The organism is Maritimibacter alexandrii (assembly GCF_005871115.1).
Taxonomy (GTDB): domain Bacteria; phylum Pseudomonadota; class Alphaproteobacteria; order Rhodobacterales; family Rhodobacteraceae; genus Maritimibacter; species Maritimibacter alkaliphilus.
The window spans coordinates 393,837-409,089 of record NZ_SWKQ01000013.1 but is presented as its reverse complement, the minus strand read 5'-3'; the positions used below and the strand labels follow the sequence as shown (position 1 = coordinate 409,089).

19 protein-coding genes and 1 other RNA gene are annotated in these 15,253 nt (G+C 64.8%); 11 read left to right on the top strand and 9 right to left on the bottom strand.

Features of this window, described 5'->3' with window-relative positions; genetic code table 11:
• Positions 1-9: 9 nt before the first annotated feature.
• The 4 genes from FCT00_RS14560 to FCT00_RS14540 all read right to left on the bottom strand — a co-directional run bounded on the left by FCT00_RS14560 (position 10) and on the right by FCT00_RS14540 (position 4,180).
• Positions 10-954: a DUF2927 domain-containing protein gene (locus tag FCT00_RS14560; protein WP_008330562.1), complete on the bottom strand. Its 945-nt coding sequence runs from the start codon at positions 952-954 to the stop codon at positions 10-12.
• Positions 951-2,141, bottom strand: coding sequence for a toxic anion resistance protein (locus FCT00_RS14555; RefSeq protein ID WP_008330560.1), 1,191 nt, complete (start codon positions 2,139-2,141; stop codon positions 951-953). The genes FCT00_RS14560 and FCT00_RS14555 overlap by 4 nt, the downstream gene beginning before the upstream one ends.
• Positions 2,142-2,156: 15 nt before the next feature.
• The gene (locus FCT00_RS14550; RefSeq protein WP_008330557.1) at positions 2,157-3,038 is read right to left on the bottom strand and encodes a 5-bromo-4-chloroindolyl phosphate hydrolysis family protein; all 882 of its coding nucleotides are present in this window, start codon (positions 3,036-3,038) and stop codon (positions 2,157-2,159) included.
• A 341-nt stretch (positions 3,039-3,379) separates the two neighbouring features.
• Positions 3,380-4,180 carry a pseudouridine synthase gene (locus FCT00_RS14540; protein ID WP_040885577.1) on the bottom strand — a complete coding sequence of 267 codons (801 nt, stop codon included), beginning with the start codon at positions 4,178-4,180 and terminating at the stop codon, positions 3,380-3,382.
• A gap of 62 nt (positions 4,181-4,242) precedes the next feature.
• Between FCT00_RS14540 and FCT00_RS14535 the strand changes: the two genes are divergently transcribed.
• Positions 4,243-4,695 carry a nucleoside deaminase gene (locus FCT00_RS14535; protein WP_138423581.1) on the top strand — a complete coding sequence of 151 codons (453 nt, stop codon included), beginning with the start codon at positions 4,243-4,245 and terminating at the stop codon, positions 4,693-4,695.
• Between the two features lie 90 nt (positions 4,696-4,785).
• Here FCT00_RS14535 and FCT00_RS14530 read toward each other — a convergent pair whose 3' ends face one another.
• The gene (locus FCT00_RS14530) at positions 4,786-5,478 is read right to left on the bottom strand and encodes a metal-dependent hydrolase (RefSeq protein ID WP_138423580.1); all 693 of its coding nucleotides are present in this window, start codon (positions 5,476-5,478) and stop codon (positions 4,786-4,788) included.
• A 46-nt stretch (positions 5,479-5,524) separates the two neighbouring features.
• Between FCT00_RS14530 and FCT00_RS14525 the strand changes: the two genes are divergently transcribed.
• The 8 genes from FCT00_RS14525 (at position 5,525) to FCT00_RS14490 (ending at position 11,119) form a co-directional block, all read left to right on the top strand.
• Positions 5,525-6,184: a ceramidase domain-containing protein gene (locus FCT00_RS14525; protein WP_235889097.1), complete on the top strand. Its 660-nt coding sequence runs from the start codon at positions 5,525-5,527 to the stop codon at positions 6,182-6,184.
• Between the two features lie 28 nt (positions 6,185-6,212).
• Positions 6,213-6,500, top strand: a complete 288-nt coding sequence (gatC, locus tag FCT00_RS14520) for an Asp-tRNA(Asn)/Glu-tRNA(Gln) amidotransferase subunit GatC (RefSeq protein ID WP_138423579.1) — start codon at positions 6,213-6,215, stop codon at positions 6,498-6,500.
• Positions 6,500-7,984, top strand: coding sequence for an Asp-tRNA(Asn)/Glu-tRNA(Gln) amidotransferase subunit GatA (gene gatA, locus FCT00_RS14515; RefSeq protein WP_138423578.1), 1,485 nt, complete (start codon positions 6,500-6,502; stop codon positions 7,982-7,984). The genes gatC and gatA overlap by 1 nt, the downstream gene beginning before the upstream one ends.
• A 33-nt stretch (positions 7,985-8,017) precedes the next feature.
• The gene (locus FCT00_RS14510; protein WP_138423577.1) at positions 8,018-8,791 is read left to right on the top strand and encodes a RodZ family helix-turn-helix domain-containing protein; all 774 of its coding nucleotides are present in this window, start codon (positions 8,018-8,020) and stop codon (positions 8,789-8,791) included.
• An 82-nt stretch (positions 8,792-8,873) separates the two neighbouring features.
• Entirely contained in the window at positions 8,874-9,479 is a 606-nt protein-coding gene (locus FCT00_RS14505; protein ID WP_235889095.1) for an N-acetylmuramoyl-L-alanine amidase, read from the top strand.
• 11 nt (positions 9,480-9,490) lie between these two features.
• Positions 9,491-9,894, top strand: an RNA gene (rnpB, locus tag FCT00_RS14500) — RNase P RNA component class A.
• A gap of 386 nt (positions 9,895-10,280) precedes the next feature.
• Positions 10,281-10,448: a 50S ribosomal protein L33 gene (gene rpmG / locus FCT00_RS14495; RefSeq protein ID WP_008330537.1), complete on the top strand. Its 168-nt coding sequence runs from the start codon at positions 10,281-10,283 to the stop codon at positions 10,446-10,448.
• Between the two features lie 119 nt (positions 10,449-10,567).
• Positions 10,568-11,119: a GNAT family N-acetyltransferase gene (locus FCT00_RS14490; protein ID WP_138423575.1), complete on the top strand. Its 552-nt coding sequence runs from the start codon at positions 10,568-10,570 to the stop codon at positions 11,117-11,119.
• Between the two features lie 55 nt (positions 11,120-11,174).
• On the opposite strand, the gene FCT00_RS21765 is transcribed toward FCT00_RS14490, so the two are convergent.
• The 3 genes from FCT00_RS21765 to FCT00_RS14480 form a co-directional block, all read right to left on the bottom strand.
• On the bottom strand, positions 11,175-11,297 hold the full coding sequence (locus FCT00_RS21765) for a hypothetical protein (RefSeq protein WP_008330532.1): 123 nt from the start codon (positions 11,295-11,297) through the stop codon (positions 11,175-11,177).
• 159 nt (positions 11,298-11,456) lie between these two features.
• Complete coding sequence (locus tag FCT00_RS14485; RefSeq protein WP_138423574.1) at positions 11,457-12,194, bottom strand: Bax inhibitor-1/YccA family protein; 738 nt, start codon at positions 12,192-12,194, stop codon at positions 11,457-11,459.
• 134 nt (positions 12,195-12,328) lie between these two features.
• Positions 12,329-12,541, bottom strand: a complete 213-nt coding sequence (locus FCT00_RS14480; protein WP_040884623.1) for a DUF1127 domain-containing protein — start codon at positions 12,539-12,541, stop codon at positions 12,329-12,331.
• A gap of 122 nt (positions 12,542-12,663) precedes the next feature.
• On the opposite strand from FCT00_RS14480, the gene FCT00_RS14475 reads away from it, so the two are divergent.
• Positions 12,664-13,581 (top strand): LysR family transcriptional regulator, encoded by a 918-nt coding sequence (locus FCT00_RS14475; protein ID WP_008330510.1) that lies wholly within the window; start codon positions 12,664-12,666, stop codon positions 13,579-13,581.
• Here the strand turns inward: FCT00_RS14475 and FCT00_RS14470 are convergent.
• A complete protein-coding gene (locus FCT00_RS14470; RefSeq protein ID WP_138423573.1) occupies positions 13,518-14,486 on the bottom strand; it encodes an NADPH:quinone oxidoreductase family protein in 969 nt (322 codons plus the stop codon). The two genes, FCT00_RS14475 and FCT00_RS14470, sit on opposite strands and share 64 nt — an antisense overlap.
• Before the next feature lie 384 nt (positions 14,487-14,870).
• On the opposite strand from FCT00_RS14470, the gene FCT00_RS14465 reads away from it, so the two are divergent.
• Positions 14,871-15,239, top strand: coding sequence for a helix-turn-helix domain-containing protein (locus tag FCT00_RS14465; protein WP_040884619.1), 369 nt, complete (start codon positions 14,871-14,873; stop codon positions 15,237-15,239).
• The last annotated feature ends 14 nt before the right edge of the window (positions 15,240-15,253 follow it).

Genomic DNA, 15,253 nt, shown 5'->3' with positions numbered 1-15,253 from the left:
CCCATCTCCCTATACATTGCCGCCCATCAGGTCCGAGGCGATCCGCTCGACGATCGGTCGCGCCTCCCCCTCGGACATGCCGGGGCGCAGGCGTTCATCGTAGAGCATTTCCAAAAGTTTTTCGTCATGAGTCGTGAGGAGGCCGAATTCCTCGTCGTCGTTGAAGATCGACGGGCGGGCCAGCGGATAATCGTTCGAAAGCCCCAAACCCTGCGCCACCTCTTCCTGAATGCAGGACGCGCGCAAGAGGTCGGGGTGTTCCGCCCGGATGATCGCCACGGCCTGATCGTAGGTGCCATCCTGTTCGGGATCGGTCGCGAAGGCGAGGCAGTAGGTCGATTCAGGCAGGTTCAGAACCGTGTTCAGGGCGGTGCGCGAAATGTTCGGCATGATCCGCCGCAGCGTCGGCTCCATCGCGCGGCGTTCGCTTTCCGACAGGATGAAGACGTGGAAATTGCCGCCCCGCCCGACCGAGATCGGGTGGCCGGTGATGCGGCCCAGACGGTTGGCGAAGGCGGCGAGTTCGTTGGAATCGCGCGTGCGTTTCGCCGGACTGACCGAGGGGCCGAACTCCAGCGTCAGGCGCACGGGCTTGGTCCAGCGATGCAGGCGCGACGCGCTTTCGCGGGCGACGAGCGTGCCGCCCTGATCCGCATATTCCTCGTAGAACGCGATGCGCAGGAAATTCCGGGTCAGGTCACGCGCGGTGAACGGCGCGTCCGGCCCGCCGCCATCGGTGCGCAGCAGACCCTGCGAAAGCAGCCCGTTCTGCAACCGCGCGTAGTAGGAGACGAGTTCGGGCGACAGCCCATCCGCCTCGGGCACGTTCGAGGCATCGGGGCGCGGCTCCGGGGCTGGGGCCGTGCGCACGGCCCCGCTGCCCGGCATGTCGCATCCGGACAAAAGACCCGCCGCGACCAGCGCGGCGGGCAGAATGGCTGACTTCAGTTTCAATTCGGTACGGACTCGCCCATGTTATGCCCCGACGCGGTGTCGCGGGCCTTGGCCGACGCGAGCGTTTCTTTCAGCTCGGTCTCCATCTTCTTCAACTCTTCCTCGGCGGCAGCACGTTTCGCCTTGCCTTCGTCCGCGATCTGGAGGCTTTCTTGAATCGTGGCGATAAGTTCGGCGTTCGCGGTCTTGATCGCCTCGATATCGAACACGCCGCGTTCCATCTCCTGCCGCACGACCTTGTTCGATTCGCGCAGGTTCTTGGCATTCGCCGTGAGCAGCTCGTTCGTCAGGTCGTTGGCCTCTTTCACCGCGGCCGCCGCTTCGGCGGACCGCTGGATCGTCACGGCCTGTGCAAGCTGCGTCTCCCACAACGGGACGGTGTTGACCAGCGTCGAGTTGATCTTCGTGACGAGGCTCTTGTCGTTCTCCTGCACCAGCCGGATCGAGGGCAGCGATTGCATCGTGACCTGACGGGTGAGTTTCAGGTCATGCACACGGCGTTCCAGATCGTCGCGGGCCGCGCGCAGGTCGCGCAATTCCTGCGCCTTCATCACGCCCTGTTCCTCGGGCGCGGCATCGACCTCGGCCGCCTTGGCGGGAATCGTCGTCTCGTCCAATTCCTTGATCTTGGCCTCGCCCGCCGCGATGTAGAGCGCGAGTTCGTCGTAGAAATCGAGCGTCTTGTCGTACAGCACGTCGAGCGACTTGATGTCCTTCAGCAGCACATGCTCATGCTTGAGCAGGTTGTCCGTGATCCGGTCGATCTGTCCCTGAACGTCCTCGTAGCGCGCCGCGAACTTGGCCGCGGGCGCGGCCTTGCCGATGATCCGCTCCCAGAAGGTGCGCTTGCGGCGCATGTCCAGCTCGCTGACCGAAAAGCCCCGGATCGTCGTGACGATATCGCGCAAGCTGTCGCCTGCCGGGCCGACATCCTTGTTGCGCACGCCCGACAGCATTTCCTGACTGATGGTCTGCAATTCGGCCTGCGCCGACGAGCCGAATTCGATGATCGACTGGGTGTTGCCCATGTCGAGCTCGCCCATCCGCTTGGTGATCTCGGCCTTCTGGCCCGCATCGGCCGCCTCGAGCGGCACCAGTTCGGTCGAAGGTTCCCGCAGGACCACCGCCGTCAGATCTTCGACGGCCTTGGTTTCGGTGCCCGCTTCCTTGAATGTCTTGTCGTCCATCGCCCTGTCCCTGTTTTAAGAACTGACCACGCCTTCGCGGGCCAGCCGTTCACGCAGCACGTCGATCTCGATGTTCAGATCGGCATGATCGTCGGTAAGCATCTTCTGTGTCCGCGCCGTGAAATTCGTCTCCAGATCGTCGAGAAGCCGCACGTAATCCGCCCGCGCCGCACTGTTGCGCGACTGGCTGTAGATGTCGGCGAACTTCACCGTCGCGTCGCGCGCGCCCATCAGATAGACCGTCAGATACTTCCGGGCCGCCGTCAGATCGCGCGGGTCGTCCTCGATTGTGCGGAACATATGGCGCGCGGTGGCCTGAAAGCTGTCGACCCGGCGCTCGAGCTCGCGGTCGCGGGCACGCAGGATCGCGTCCTTCATCGCGGCAAGCAGTTTCTCGGCCTCGCCCACGGCACGCGCCACCCGGTCGGTCTGGAACTCGTCCACCCCTTCCATACCCTTGTTCTTCATCGGGTCGGGACCGAAGGCCATCACGTGAAGCGCGGCCCCCAGCACCCCGAAGATGACGGCGTTCATCACGCCGCCGCCCATGAACCCCGCGAGCGCGAGACCGAGCCCGGTGGTGACCGACCCGAGGATCTTGCGCGGCGCAGCAGGGCGGCGCGCGATCTTGCGCGCGTCATAGGCCTCGTGTGCCAGCACCCCTTCGCGGGTGAGCCAGGCCGCGAGGATCAGCAGGCCGAAGGCGACAAGGCGCAGGGCCAGACCCGCCGGGTCGAGAAAGAAGGCCGACACCGCAAGGGGCAGGGGGGCCAGAAAAAGGAAGTTCACCCGCCCGCCCGCGCGCGACCGGGTCTGCCCGTCGAACGGGTTTTTCGGCGCGGGCGACGCCTTGTCCGTCCTGTCCGGGCTGTATTTCCCGCCGTACCGTTGGGCCATCAGCCACCCCCCGTGACCGCGACATACAGAATGAGCGCGAGCAACAGCAGGTAGGACAGTTTCTGCAAACCGGAACCGGACACCACGACCCCCTCGGCCGGAAATTCCCATGACTTGTGATAGATATAGGGGCTGCGGGGCCTGCGGGCCAGATGAATCCCGAAAAGGCGGGGAACCTTGCCGATACGCGACGCTCCCAAGCGGAGCGGGCTTGCGCCCGCGCAGGTTTTGCGCGTTTTCGCCGCTGGCGAAACCGCACGGGTGAAGGGGGCCAGCCCCCTTGGACGCATTTGCAGGGCAAATGCGCCCCACCCCCGAGGTTTCTGGAAACAGAGAAGGGATCAGCGTTTGCGCGTCGGCTTACGGCGGCGCACGGGTGTCTTTTTCGCGGTCCCCGTCGGGTCTTTCGGCGCCTCAAGCCCAAGCTGGTCGCGCAACACGCGCCCCTTGACCTCCTCGACCGCGCCCGCCTTGAGCTCGCCCAGACGGAACGGACCATAGGAGATGCGGATTAGCCGGTTCACGGTCAGCCCCACGGCTTCCATCGCGCGGCGGATCTCGCGGTTCTTGCCCTCGCGCAGCCCGATGGTGAGCCAGGCGTTCGCGCCCTGCTGGCGGTCCAGCGTTACGGACATGCCCTGAAACGCCTCCCCGTCCACGGTGATACCCTTGCGCAGTTTCTCGAGCACCGCCTCTTCGGGCTTGCCGTTCACCCGCACGCGGTACTTGCGCACCCAGCCGGTCGAGGGCAGCTCCAGCTTGCGCTTGATGCCGCCATCATTGGTGAGGAGCAAAAGCCCTTCGGAATTGAGGTCGAGCCGCCCGACGCTCATCACCCGTGGCATGTCCTCCGGCAGCTTGTCGAACACCGTCTCGCGGCCCTTCTCGTCGCGCTCGGTGGTCACGAGCCCGGTGGGCTTGTGGTAAAGCCACAGGCGCGGCGCTTCGGGTTTCTCGACCAGCGTGCCGTCCACAGTGATCTTGTCGCGCGGCGTGACGTTCAGCGCCGGGCTGTCGATCACCTTGCCGTTCACACTCACGCGCCCGGCCTCGATCATGCGCTCGGCCTCGCGGCGCGAGGCGACGCCGGCACGCGAAAGCACCTTGGCGATCCTGTCGCCGGGAGGGGTCTTGTCGGTCATGGTCCCCGGATAGGGCGCGGGCCACCCCTTGTCCAGCGGCGCGCGGCGCGCGATGAAGGGGCATGACCGGCTTTCGCTCATACATGGATGCGGCCCTGGACGAGGCGCGCGCCGCCGCCGACCGCGGCGAAGTGCCCGTGGGCGCGGTGCTGGTCGGCCCGGACGGCACCATCGTCGCGCAGGCAGGCAACCGGACGCGCGAATTGTCCGACCCCACGGCCCATGCCGAAACGCTGGTGATCCGCGCGGCCTGCGCCGCCGCAGGATCTGAGCGCCTCCCGGATCACGACCTCTACGTCACGCTCGAACCCTGCCCGATGTGCGCCGCCGTCATCTCCTTCGCGCGCATCCGCCGTCTGTATTACGGCGCCTCCGACCCCAAATCAGGCGGCACCGCCCACGGCGCGCGCGTCTTCAACCACCCGCAGTGCCATCATGCGCCCGACGTCTACGACGGGATCGCCGCCGCCGAGGCCGAGACGCTCCTCAAGACCTTCTTCGGCAAAAAACGCTAAACACCTTTCCGGTCCGAAATATCCCGGAGGGGGTCTGGGGGAGGCTGGCCTCCCCCAGCGGGTCGTGGCGGGCTTGCCCGCCGCGAAACCTCAGATCTCGATGGCTTGCATCACCTCGGGCTCGATCACCTCGACGCCCTTCAACTCGCCCTTCATCACCTCGGCCGACTGCTCGAGCAGCGGGAAGGTGCGGTAATGGCACGGGATCACGGTCTTGAAGTCGAAATACCGCTTCGCCGCGTAGGACGCGCGCGCCATATCCATCGTGAAATGACCGCCCGCACACAGGATGCCGACGTCCGGTTTGTGGATGTCGCCCATCCACTCCATGTCGGCCATGATGTCGGTGTCGCCCGAGACGTAGATCGTGTGACCCTCGCCCGAGATCATATAGCCCGATTCGTTGCCGAGGTAGCGCGGGCCGTCCGCCGTCTGCTCGGACGAGGAATGGGTCGCGTTCACCATCGTGACCGCCACGTTGCCCAGCTTCACGGTGCCGCCCTTGTTGAAGCCTATGACCTCCAGCCCGTGCTTTTTCTCCCAGAACCCCATCAGGTCGAAAATGCCGACGCAGGGGATGCCCTTGTCGCTGCAGATGCCGACCGCCGAATTGGCGTGGTCGAAATGCCCGTGGGTGACGAGCACATGGGTCGCGCCCTCGGTCGCGGCCGCCCACTGGTCTTCGGGCAGCATCGGGTTGCCTTCGAGCCACGGGTCGATCAAGAGAACCTGATCCTCGATTTCGATGCGGAAGCTTGCGTGTCCGTGCCAGATGATCTTCATGGGGATACCTCCTGTTTTGGACGGGAGCGTAACAGGATGGGAGGGGATGTCGATGGACTGGACCGCGCAGATCGACGCCTATTGCGAACGGGTGGGGTTCGGGTTCTGGGCCGAGCCGATCAATGCCCTGACCAACATCGCCTTCCTGATTTCGGGGTTCGTCATCTGGCGCAAGGCACAGGGGCGCGGGCTGCCGCTGGCCGAGGCGATGGCGATCGTGCTTTTCGCCATCGGGATCGGGTCGTTCCTGTTCCACACCTTCGCGACACGCTGGGCGGGGGCGATGGACACGGCGCCGATCCTGATCTTCGTCCTGCTCTTCACCTTCGCGGCCACCTGGGATCTGTTCAGACAGTCGCTGCCGATGGCCGCGATCATAACGCTTCTGTTCTTCCCGTTCATGGCCGTCGCCTATCCCATCGGCAACATCGCGCCGTGGCTCGGCTCGTCGGCCGGCTATATCCCCGTGCTTCTCTGGATCGGCCTGTTCGCGATCATGGCCTCGGGCCAGCTCGCGTGGGATTTCTGGACAGGCTTCGCGCTCCTCGCGCTCTCGGTCACCTTCCGCAGCCTCGACGAACGGGTCTGCGGCCAGCTTCCCATCGGCACCCATTTCCTGTGGCACCTGCTGAACGCTTTCCTTCTCGGCTGGTTCGCCAGTTTCTACATCCGGCACATGCTTGCAGCTAAGGCCCGCCAAGGCTAAACCGCCACGGACGTTTACGGAGGCAGATATGTCGATCGACAAGGACACCGCGCGCAAGGTGGCGCATCTCGCCCGCATCCGGGTCGAGGATGACGCGCTCCCCGCGCTGGCGGACGAATTCAACACCATCCTGGGCTTCATCGAACAGTTGAACGAGGTGAACGTGGACGGGATCGAACCGATGACCTCGGTGACCCCCCAGCGCCTCAAGCGGCGCGAGGATGTCGTGACCGAAGGCGATCAGGCCGACAAGATCCTGCGAAACGCCCCCGATGCCCGCGAGGGCTTTTTCGCCGTGCCGAAGGTGGTTGAATAATGTCCGATCTGAACAAGCTGACCATCGCCCAAGCGCGCGACGCGCTGAAGAAGGGCGACGTGACGAGCGTGGAACTAACCGAGGCCTGCATCGGCGCCATCGATGCTGCGGGTGCGCTCAATGCCTTCGTGCACAAGACGCCGGATATCGCGCTGGAGCGCGCCAAGGCCGCCGATGCGCGCTTGAAAGGCGGTGACGAGGCCCCCGCGATGTGCGGTATCCCGGTCGGGATCAAAGACCTGTTCTGCACGCAGGGCGTCGAAAGTCAGGCGGCGTCGGGCATCCTCGAAGGTTTCAAGCCGGAGTATGAATCGACCGTCAGCCAGAACCTGATCGACGCGGGCGCGGTCATGCTGGGCAAGCTGAACATGGACGAATTCGCAATGGGCTCGTCCAACGAGACCTCCGTTTACGGCAACGCCGTGAACCCGTGGAAGGTGGACGACCGCCAGCTCACGCCCGGCGGCTCGTCCGGTGGGTCGGCCTCGGCCGTGGCCGCCGACCTTTGCCTTGCCGCCACCGGCACCGACACCGGCGGTTCGATCCGCCAGCCCGCCGCGCTCACGGGCACCGTCGGCATCAAGCCGACCTATGGCCGCTGCTCGCGCTGGGGCATCATCGCGTTTGCCTCGTCGCTGGATCAGGCCGGGCCGATGACCAAGAACGTCCGCGACGCCGCGATCATGCTGGAAGCCATGTGTTCGCATGACCCCAAAGACTCGACCTCGGCGGACATTCCGGTGCCGAACTTCGAGGCGATGCTGACGGGCGACATCAAGGGCAAGGTCATCGGTATTCCCAAGGAATACCGGATGGACGGGATGCCGGAAGAGGTCGAAAAGCTCTGGGCCGACGGCACCGCGATGCTGAAGGACGCAGGCGCCCGGATCATCGACATCTCGCTCCCCCACACGAAATACGCGCTGCCCGCCTATTACGTGATCGCGCCCGCCGAGGCGTCCTCGAACCTCGCCCGCTATGACGGTGTGCGCTACGGCCACCGCGCATCGCTCGCCAAGGGCGAAGGCATCGTCGATATGTACGAAAAGACCCGCGCCGAGGGCTTCGGGCATGAGGTGCAGCGCCGTGTCATGGTCGGCACCTATGTTTTGTCGGCAGGCTTCTACGACGCCTACTACAACCGCGCCCGCCGCGTGCGTGCGCTCATCAAGCGCGACTTCGACGAGGCGTTCGATCAGGGCGTCGACGCGATCCTGACCCCCGCGACCCCCGGTCCGGCCTTCGGTCTGGGCGAAATGTCCGAGGCCGATCCGGTCGAAATGTACCTGCAGGACGTGTTCACCGTGACCGTGAACCTTGCGGGCCTTCCGGGCATCTCGGTGCCTGCGGGGCTAGACAAGCAGGGCCTGCCGCTCGGCCTGCAACTCATCGGGCGTCCGTGGGAAGAGGGTGACCTGCTGAATGTCGCCTACGCCCTCGAAGGCGCGGCCGGTTTTGTTTCCAAGCCGGAAAAATGGTGGTAAACGGCCGGAAATCCCTCCGGAGACCCTGAAAACATGCGTAACGCCGCACTCCTTACATCCGTTCTGGCACTGGCCGCCTGCGCCGGACCGATCCCCGACAGCGGGGCGCAGAGCGCGAACGAGGCGACGCTCCCCGGCGCGGCCACGGTGTCGAGCCAGCCGATCGACAGCGAAGGCGCGGCAATCGCGGCGGAAACCTCGCAGGTTCTGGGCCTGAGCGGCCCGGCGACGACGACGACCACTACAGGCGCGCCCCTCAGCGCGATGTCGTCCAGTGCGACGGTGAATGCGGGCACCGCCACGGTGCCGCCCGTCACCTCCGGCGCGGCGGTCGAAGACGGGGCCGTGGCGAACACGGCCGTGATCTCGGACGAGAACAACTTTCAGGCCGTGTCGGAACGGGAATCGATCCAGTCCGACGCCGAGCGTCTGGCCGAGAACCGCGCGCAATACGTGGTGATCCAGCCCACCGAGGTGCCGCAGCGCGAAGGCGGCAACGGCGCATCGGTCGTGAAGTTCGCCCTCGCGACGAACAATGCACGCGGCCAGCAGCTTTACAGCCGTTCGGGCTTCAACGCGCAGGCCCGGTTCGAGCGGAACTGCGCCAAATATTCCCACAGCGATCTGGCGCAGGAGGCGTTCCTGAACGCCGGTGGCCCGAACCGCGATCCGCAGGGGCTCGACCCCGATGGCGACGGCTTCGCCTGTTACTGGGATCCGGCCCCGTTCCGCGCCGCCCGTCAGGGTGCGCCCGAGGTCGTGACCGAATACACCGACCGGGAGACGCTGGGCGATACCCCGCAGTAACGCGATCTGGCGTCCGTCGCCCAATTTCGGGGATCGCCGCGACGGGCTGGTCCCCGAACTCATCGTCATCCATTACACCGCCATGGCCAGCGCCGAGGCCGCGTTGGAGCGGCTTTGCAGCCCGGAACACGAGGTGTCGTGCCACTACCTCATCGCGCAGGACGGGGCGCTGTGGCAGATGGTCGAGGAAGACCGGCGCGCATGGCACGCGGGCCAAGGCGACTGGGGCGGGCGCGGTGACGTGAACTCGCGCTCCATCGGCATCGAATTGGACAATTCCGGCCTCGTTCCGTTCCCCGAACCGCAGATGGCGGCGCTCACCACGTTGATTTCCGACATCCGGGGCCGCTGGTCCATCCCGCTCCACGGCGTGATCGGCCATTCCGATTTCGCGCCCCTGCGCAAGTCCGATCCGGGCCGCCGGTTCGACTGGCGCCGTCTCGCACGCGAAGGTCAGGCGGTCTGGCCCGACCCGACCGATGAGGGGGCGCAGCCCCGCGAAGAGGCGTTTCTCGCCGCGGCCCGGACCTTCGGCTATCCGGTGGGCGAGGGCTTCGGTGCCGTGCTGGACGCCATGCGCCAACGCTTCCGGCCCTGGGCGCGCGGGCCGCTCGACGGGCGCGACATGGCCATCATTCGCGATCTGGCCGACCGCTTCCCCGTTGACCGGGGCGCGCCCGCCGCCTAGATGACCCTCGCGCGGATGGCCGGACGGTCGCCGGTGGCGGGGGCAACTCCGCTACGGGAGGAAAGTCCGGACTCCACAAGGCAACGGTGCCGGGTAACGCCCGGCCGGGGCAACCCGAGGGAAAGCGCCACAGAGAACAAACCGCCCGGGTCAATCGCTGACGCGATGAACCCCGGGTAAGGCTGAAACGGTGGGGTAAGAGCCCACCGCGGGACGGGCAACCGGACCGGCACGGCAAGCCCCACCGGGAGCAATGCCGAATAGGGACCTCGCGCCCCGCGAGGGCAGGGCCGCCTTGGCCCGGAGGTCCGGGTTGGCAGCTCGAGCGGTTCGGTAACGGATCGCCTAGAGGAATGATCGTCGGCACCGGGGCGACCCGGCGTCACAGAATCCGGCTTACAGGCCGTCCGCGTATATCCACGTTTTCCGCGATCAAAAGGCGCGGGCGCACGCCTGCACAGGATGTGCACCGCCCCGGCTGCGCCGGGACGCCGCGGTGGCCGCCCTTGCCGCGCGTCGGTCGTGGCGTGATCCCTGCGGCCTTTGCTGGGGAGGCGTCTGAGGGGCAGGTCTGCCCCCTCAGAGCGCCTGTTCGAGCATGATGCGAGTCGTCTGCGCGTCAAGGACGAGCCACGGCCAGGGCCGTGGTCGCTGGCGCGATCCTTGACCCACAGAAGACTCGCGGGTGCGGGGTGCGAAAAGTAGTGGAAGGGTGGTTGACTCAGGCCCCCGTTTCTATAGAAGGCGGGCTTCAAGGATTTACCCGGGCGGCTTTGCTGCGCCCGATGAGGAGCTGGAAACATGGCGAAGCCGACGACGATCAAGATCCGCCTGAACTCGACCGCGGACACGGGCCACTTCTACGTGACCAAGAAGAACGCACGCACGATGACCGAGAAGATGACCGTACGCAAATACGATCCGGTCGCGCGCAAGCACGTCGAGTACAAAGAAGGCAAGATCAAGTAAGCCCTTCTTGAGCCAAGACGAAAAAGCCGCGCGACCCACCGGGGACGCGCGGTTTTTCTTTGTGCAGACGACATCCGCCCGGACCCCGTTCCAACGACACGAACGAGAGGACCGACAGGATGATCCACCATTGCGAACCCGAAGCGGGGCAACGCCATTCCCCGACGCTTCCCCCCTTCACGCTGCGCCGGGCGCAGCCGGACGACGAGGCCGCGCTGACACGGCTTCTGACCGAAAGCTACCGCGTCCTGCTTGCCCCCGATTACCGGCCATCGGTGCTGGCACAGGCGGTTCCCAAGATCGGCCGGGCGCAGCCGGACCTGTTGATGGCGCCGGGGTATCTGGTGGCCGAGACCGGCGGCGGCGCGCTGATCGGGGCAGGGGGCTGGACCTGGCGCGGACCGGCGGGCGGGGCCGCGCCGCTCGACTGGGGCCATGTCCGCCATGTCGCGGTGCATCCCGATCACGCGGGGTCCGGGGTCGGGGCCATTCTTCTGGAGACGGTGATCGAAGACGCCCGTGACGCGGGCGTCCGGGTGCTTTCCTGCCTGTCGACCCTCACCGCGCGGGGCTTTTACGTCCGCATGGGGTTCAGCGACCAGGGCGAGGTCGATCTGGCGCTGGGACCGGGTCTCAGCTTTCCGGCGGTCCAGATGCGCCGGGTGTTGTAGAACGGCGAAAGGCCGCGCGGGGTCCGCGCGGCCTTTCGTTCGTGTCCGGGTGAGATCAGGCTTCCGAGCCCTGCATCTCTTCCAGGCGGCGTTTGTTCGCGGTGCGGCTCATGACAAGATACATGAGCGCGACGCCGGAAAAGAATGCGCCGACGCCGACAAGAGTGATGGTGGTCATAGTAATCCCTCGTTTACCAAGTTGCCCCTCAGGGTTGCGTAGTTGGTAAATGTGGCGGGAATTGGTCGCCAAAAGGGTGTCATCACGTCGATTGATGCCAATCCATGCAAAAAGGGCCGGTCGCTTGGACCGGCCCTTTGGGGTGTTCTCCGCCTGCGGTTACTCGCGATTGCCGAGGAACTGGAGCAGGAACATGAACAGGTTGATGAAGTCGAGGTAGAGGTTGAGCGCCCCCATGATCGCCGACTTCGCCAGCCATTCGCTGTCCATCGCATGGGCGTGCTGGATGTAGTCGTTCTTCAGCTTCTGGGTGTCATAGGCCGTGAGACCCGCGAAGATCAGCACACCGATCGCCGAGATCGCGAAGTGGATCGCGGGCGACCCCAGGAAGATGTTCACGATCGAGGCCAGGATCAGGCCGATCAGACCCATGATAAGGAACGACCCCCAGCCGGAGATGTCCTTCTTCGTGGTGTAGCCCCAAAGCGACAGGCCCGCGAAGGCGATTGCCGTGATGAGGAATGTCTGCGCGATCGAGACCCCCGTGAAGGCCATGAAGATCCACGAGATCGACATGCCCATGACGGCGGCGAAGACATAGAAGAACAGCTGTGCGCCGGCGGCCGACAGCCGGTTGATCGCGGCGCCGAAGGCGAAAACCATGACCAGCGGCAGGAACATCACGATCCAGCCGAGGATGTTCGGCGACAGCGTCACCGGGTCGCGCAGCAGCGCCTGAAGCGGTTCAGCCGTGCCGAACGCCCATGCCACCCCTGCGGTGACCAGAAGACCCACGGACATCAGCCCGTAGATCTTGTTCATATGGGCGCGAAGGCCCTCGTCGATCTGTGCCGCGCGGGCACCAACACCGGCGCGGACCGTTCTTTGTTCAGCCATTAGCTGCCTCCATGAAACCAAAATCCCAGTCGGGCGACGTAAACCCGAACTCCAGATGAATATTGGCAAGCATGGCAAGGTTTTCAAGCATTTCCGGGGGTCAAATCGACCCCCGGGCTGACAAGTCGGTGAAGTTACCAGTGGTGGCGGGACGGAAGCTCCCAGAACGGCCGGTTTGTTTCCGACCACGCCTGTTTGTGCGTCACGCCGATGTCGTCCAGCAGATGCGAGTCGAGCTTGCCGAGTGCCCGGCGCTGACGGCGCGTGGCGTGCATGGCGAAGAGGACATTCAGGATCGAAACCCTGCGCAGGGGGGCAAAGCCGATACGGCGGCGGGCGATGGACATGGCGTGTTTCCTTCTCGAAATGTAATGCTTTCTGGTCGTTTCATTACGATGCTTGATATCTGCACCGCTTTCGTGAATTATGGAAGCGAATGATTTTGACGATATCCATCAAGGATCGTGATATGGCCCGAAACCTCGACCTGACCGCCCTGCGCGCCTTCGTCACCGTGGCCGACGTGGGCGGCGTGACCCGCGCCGCCGGGCTCCTGCATCTCAGCCAATCCGCCGTGTCGATGCAGCTCAAGCGGTTGGAGGAGTCGATCGGCCAGCCGCTGTTCGACCGGTCCGGGCGATCCATCGAACTGACGGGCGAGGGGGAGCAGTTGCTTTCATACGCGCGCCGGATGCTGGAACTGAACGATCAGGTCTGGGGCAAGCTCACCGACAACGCGCTCGAGGGCGAGATCACGCTGGGGGTGCCCCATGACATCGTGATGCCCGCCCTGCCGCCGGTGCTGCAACGCTTCCATGCCGAGTTTCCCCGGATGAAGGTCACGCTCATCTCGTCCTTCACGCGGGCGCTGAAGCAGGAATTCGTGCGCGGGGCCTGCGATGTCATCCTGACGACCGAGGAGCGTGGCGAGGGCAACGGCGAAACGCTGTGCCATCTGCCGCTCACATGGGTCGGGGCCCCCGGTGGCCGGGCGTGGAAACAGCGCCCCCTACGCCTCGCCTTCGAAGAACGGTGCAAATTCCGCGCCGGCGTGCAATCGGCCCTGGACGCTGCGGGCATCCCCTGGGAAATGGCGGTGACGAGCGAGATGAGCCGCACCATCGACGCAAGCGTGGTGGCCGACCTCGCCGTTCATGCCCGGCTCGCGGGCACCCAGATGGACCCGCTCGAGCCCATCGACCACGGCGGCGCGCTGCCCGATCTGCCGATCAACAACGTCAATCTCTATGTCGCCGAAAGCTGCCGGGGCGAGGCGCATCAGGCGCTTCTGCACATGCTCCGGCAGGCCTATTCGACGATGGCTCAGCCGCGACCCGTGGTGACGACGACCTTGCCGGTGGACTTGCGCGAACGCATGAGCTCATAGGCGTCCCCCGCCTGTTCGAGCGGCAAGGTGGCCCCGACGTGCGGCTTCAGCTTGCCCTCGTCATACCAGCGGATGAGCGTCGCCATGCTGTCCGTCAGCACCTCGGGTTTGAAGCGGTTATAGCCGCCCCAGTAATACCCCATGATGTTGAGGTTCTTGACCAGCAGGTGATTGGCCGGGATCTGCGGAATGTCGCCCGAGGCGAAGCCGACGACCAGAATCCGCGCCTCGGGGTTCGTGGCCCGCATGGCGGCGCGGAACTGATCGCCCCCGACCGGGTCATAAATGACATCGGCGCCCCCGGCGGCCTTGACCGCCTCGCGCAGATCGTCGGTTTCGCTGTCGATCAGCACGTCGGCCCCGGCGCTCTTGCAGACGTCGAGCTTTTCCTGGCCGCGGGCGCAGGCGATGACCTTGGCACCCATGAGCTTGCCGATCTCGATGGCCGTCATGCCGACGCCGCCGGCCGCGCCGAGCACCAGAAGGTTCTCGCCCGGCTGCAACCGCGCGCGGTAGTCCAGCCCGACATGCGACGTGCCATAGGCCACCTGAAACGCCGCCGCATCGGTGAAGGACATCGAATCGGGGATGCGGATCGCCTTGGTCGCCGGGAAGGTGCCGAAGTCCGCAAGTCCGCCGGACCCGCCGCCGACAAGCACGCGCATCCCCGGCTCGAACCCCTCGACCCCTTCACCGACCTCGCGGATGGTGCCGGCCACCTCCATGCCCAGAGTAAAGGGAAGGTCGGGTTTCTCCTGATACTGCCCCTTGGCCATCAACAGGTCGCCGAAGTTCAACCCACAGGCTGAAATCTCAAGCAAGATTTCGCCATTTACGGGAGTTGGCGAATTTGTTTCCACTAACTCAGGGTTTTTGTCGTAAGATACAACTTGATACGCGCGCATGCCGCCCTCCTGTTTGTCGCTCACGCTAACGGCGGCTGCTTTGCAAGGCGAGGGCGACGCTGCGTGATATCGCATGACGAGTTGTCGGGGCCTGTCTTGGCGGCCGGAACGGGGATGGTTTTTGAGAGGGAATCGGTCGACGACGGGTTCCAAAAGCGACTTAAGCCGGTGTTTGCAATTTGCAATACACGTATAAGGCGAAAAATTGAGGGTAAAGGGTTAACCATAGGGTTAGCACGTGACGAGCTGAAATTTCTTTAAGTATCTGGAATAAAACCAGTTTTTAGGCATCCTTGGGCGTGGCCAAAAAGACAGGTTGTGGTTGAATGGAAACTGTAGCTTTCTAATGGGGTTGCGGAGCGTGTTTGTTGGGAGACGTCATCGATGAAGCATCCAGTGGATGTCCATGTGGGAAAGAGAATACGTCATCGCCGCTGGATGGTCGGTATGACGCAGCAACAGCTTGCCGAAAAGGTCGGGATCAAGTTCCAGCAGATCCAGAAGTATGAGACCGGCATGAACCGTGTGTCCGCGTCCCGACTCTGGGATATCTCGGACGCGCTTTCGGTGCCGGTGAGCTTCTTTTTCGAGGGTCTGGAAGGCGGCGCCGAGCGGGAGGCGGAACATGCCTTGCCCGACGACATCCTTGCGGACAAAGAGGCGCTCGAACTCGTGCGCAGCTATTACGCGATCCCCGAAAACCAGCGGCGTCGGCTGTTCGAACTCGCACGCGTGCTGTCCGACGCGGCCTGAAAGCCTTGACGCGC